The organism is Loktanella sp. DJP18 (assembly GCF_049310965.1).
Classification (GTDB): Bacteria; Pseudomonadota; Alphaproteobacteria; order Rhodobacterales; family Rhodobacteraceae; genus Loktanella.
In genome coordinates, this window is record NZ_JBMERN010000253.1 from 1 (window position 1) to 2,674 (window position 2,674).

At 65.6% G+C, this 2,674-nt stretch carries 3 protein-coding genes; 1 reads left to right on the forward strand and 2 read right to left on the reverse strand.

Going from position 1 to position 2,674, the window contains the following annotated elements; genetic code table 11:
- On the reverse strand, window positions 1-246 hold a 246-nt coding region (locus ACOI1H_RS24725; protein ID WP_422439805.1), incomplete at its 3' end, for an acyl-CoA dehydrogenase family protein.
- Window positions 247-403: 157 nt separating this feature from the next.
- A complete protein-coding gene (locus ACOI1H_RS24730; RefSeq protein ID WP_422440903.1) occupies window positions 404-1,324 on the reverse strand; it encodes a LysR substrate-binding domain-containing protein in 921 nt (306 codons plus the stop codon).
- A 130-nt stretch (window positions 1,325-1,454) separates the two neighbouring features.
- On the opposite strand from ACOI1H_RS24730, the gene ACOI1H_RS24735 reads away from it, so the two are divergent.
- On the forward strand, window positions 1,455-2,674 hold a 1,220-nt coding region (locus ACOI1H_RS24735; protein ID WP_422440905.1), incomplete at its 3' end, for an aromatic ring-hydroxylating oxygenase subunit alpha.

A 2,674-nucleotide genomic window follows, 5' to 3' on the forward strand; every position in this document is an offset into this window, starting at 1 on the left:
ACCGTATTCCTCGGGAATGGTGCAGCCCAGCAGACCGGCCTCTCCCATCAGGGGGAACAGCTCCGGCGAGGACGCCTCGTCACGGTAGGCCTGCGTCACGCGCGGTTGCAGCACCGTCTGCGCAAAATCGCGGGCCGCATCGCGCAGCATCCGTTCGTCTTCGGTCAACTGGCTTTCCAGCAGCAGCGCGTCGGCCCAGTCGAAAGGACCAAGGTCGGGGCCTGTCCCGCTCATGTCTTTTGCCATCGTCATCATCCTTCCGGTTTCGCTGATCCGCAGGTGGGTCCAGCAGCCTGTGTTCCGCATCCCGCGCCTTCGGGACCGCGCGCCACATATCGGCACAACTGGCCGTCGAGACGGCTTATAACCTCTCTGGCGGACCACCGCAAAGCGTGACGCCAGATCACGGACCGTCGTCCGCCTCCGTCCCGTCCCCGCCAAGCCAGTGCGCAAAGGCAAGAGCCTGCGCCGAAGGCTCGCCTCGCTCCGGGATCAGGATGTAGTGTCGTTCGCGCGGGAACAGCGTCGGCAGGTCCAGTGCGACAAGGCGACCATCCGCGAGAGGGCGTTCCAACAAATAGGTCCACCCCAGCGCCACTCCGTCCCCAGCCATCGCGGCATAGGCTGCGTCGGAATAACTGCTGAAGCGCAGGCGCGCGGGGTCGATTCCGCCCCGCCATCCCGACTGGCGAAACCATTCGGCCCAGTTCAGCCAGCTCGGCTCTGGCGACGAATTGTCGATCCTTGCGATGTCCCCGCGCCGCGCCAGATCCGCGACCCCTATGCCGGACAACCGCGCCGCAACGTCCGGCGCGCAGACCGGCAGGATGCCATCCGGCATTGAGCCTACTACCTTCATCCCGCGGAACGGCGGCTTGCCGTAACGCACAGCAAGGTCGATCTGCGGATCATCTGGGGCGGTCCAGGTGTCCTGCGACACGACCCGCAGATCGACGTCCGGCACTTGTTCGCGGAACGAGCCAAGGCGCGGCAGAAGCCGGAAGTGACCAAAGGCAATGGACACGTTGACGGTCAGCGACCGGGCCGGCAGCCGCAGCCCGTCGATCGTGTCGGCCAGCGCCGTGAAGGACATGCGCACTGTGTCGAACAGCCGCTGCCCGGCGTCCGTCAGCATGACGCGTCGGTTGCGCCGGTCGAACAGGGTTTGGCCGACCTCGCGTTCCAGTGCTGCGATGCGACGACTGATCGCCGCCTGCGTCACGCCAAGCTCTGTCGCCGCCCGCGTGAACCCGCCACTGCGCGCCGCCGCCTCGAACGCGACGAGGGCGGTCAGCGACGGCAGGCTGCGGCGCAGGCGGTGCATGAACTCGCTTTTTCTCTACCGAAGTTACCGCACCATTCATAACCTCAGCGTATGGATTGCAAGCCCGTTTCTGCCGTTGTCGGGCCCTGTCCTCCTCGCCTACGCTTTGCCCAGCTACGGAGTTGCCCTCATGTTCGACACCCCTGCCCCCGCCCCGCCCATTGCCGCCCTGCTGGCCGCCCGCCAGCCCGGCCACACCCTGCCCGCCCCGCTTTACACCAGTCAGGCGGCGTATGAAGCGGACTGTGACGCAATCTTCGGTCGCCACTGGATCGCCATTGGCGTCGCCTGCGGCGTCGAGGAGGCCGGCGACGTGATTGCCGTGGACATTGGCCCCGCGTCCATCTTGATCCTGCGCGACGACGCCGACCAGTTGCGGGCCTTTCACAATGTCTGCTCGCATCGCGGCGCGCGGCTGGTGCCGCCAGGGCGGTCCGTGGTGGGCAAACTGGTCTGCCCTTATCACCAGTGGACCTACGACCTTGATGGCGCGCTGGCGCTGGCACCGCATATGGGTTTGGATTTCGACCGCGACCTGCACCACCTGAAGCCTGTCGCGCTGCGTGACGTGGGCGGGTTGCTATATGTCTGCCTGTCCGACACGCCGCCTGACGACATCGACGAACTGGTCAAAATCATTGAACCCCGCCTTGCCGCCTTCGACCTGCGCCGTGCCAAGATCGCCTTCGAGCAGGACGTGATCGAGGACGGCAACTGGAAACTGACGATGGAGAACAACCGCGAATGTTATCATTGCGCGTCGAACCATCCGCAACTGTCGCTGTCGTTCCATGCCGCCGACTTCGGTTATGACCCGGAAAACCTGACCCCGACCGAGCAGGCCGAGGCGAACGGCCTGCTGGACGCCTATGCCCGCAATGGTGCGTATTGGGACAGCCTCGGCCTGCCGTTCGAGGCCGTCGAACACACCGTCGGCTGGCCCACGAATTTTCGCACCCAGCGCCTGATCATCGCGGGACTGGGCGAAAGTCAGACGCCCGACACCCGCGCCGCAGTGTCCATCCCATTGGGCGATACGGACAAGCCAGGCCTGGGCGATCTGCATCTGTGGGGCATCAATTCGTGGAACCACTTCATGTCCGACCACGCCGTCGTCTTCACCGCCGTGCCGATCGGGCCGAACAGGACCCTCGTGCGGACGAAATGGCTGGTGAACCGCGACGCGGTGGAGGGCGAGGACTACGACCTCGCCAACCTGACCGCCGTCTGGAAACAGACCAACGCCGAGGACGCGCATCTGGTGGCGCTGGCCCATCAGGGCGCGTCTATGCCGGGCTACCGCCCCGGCCCCTATTCCCGGTTCACCGAACGCGCATTGGATGAATTCGC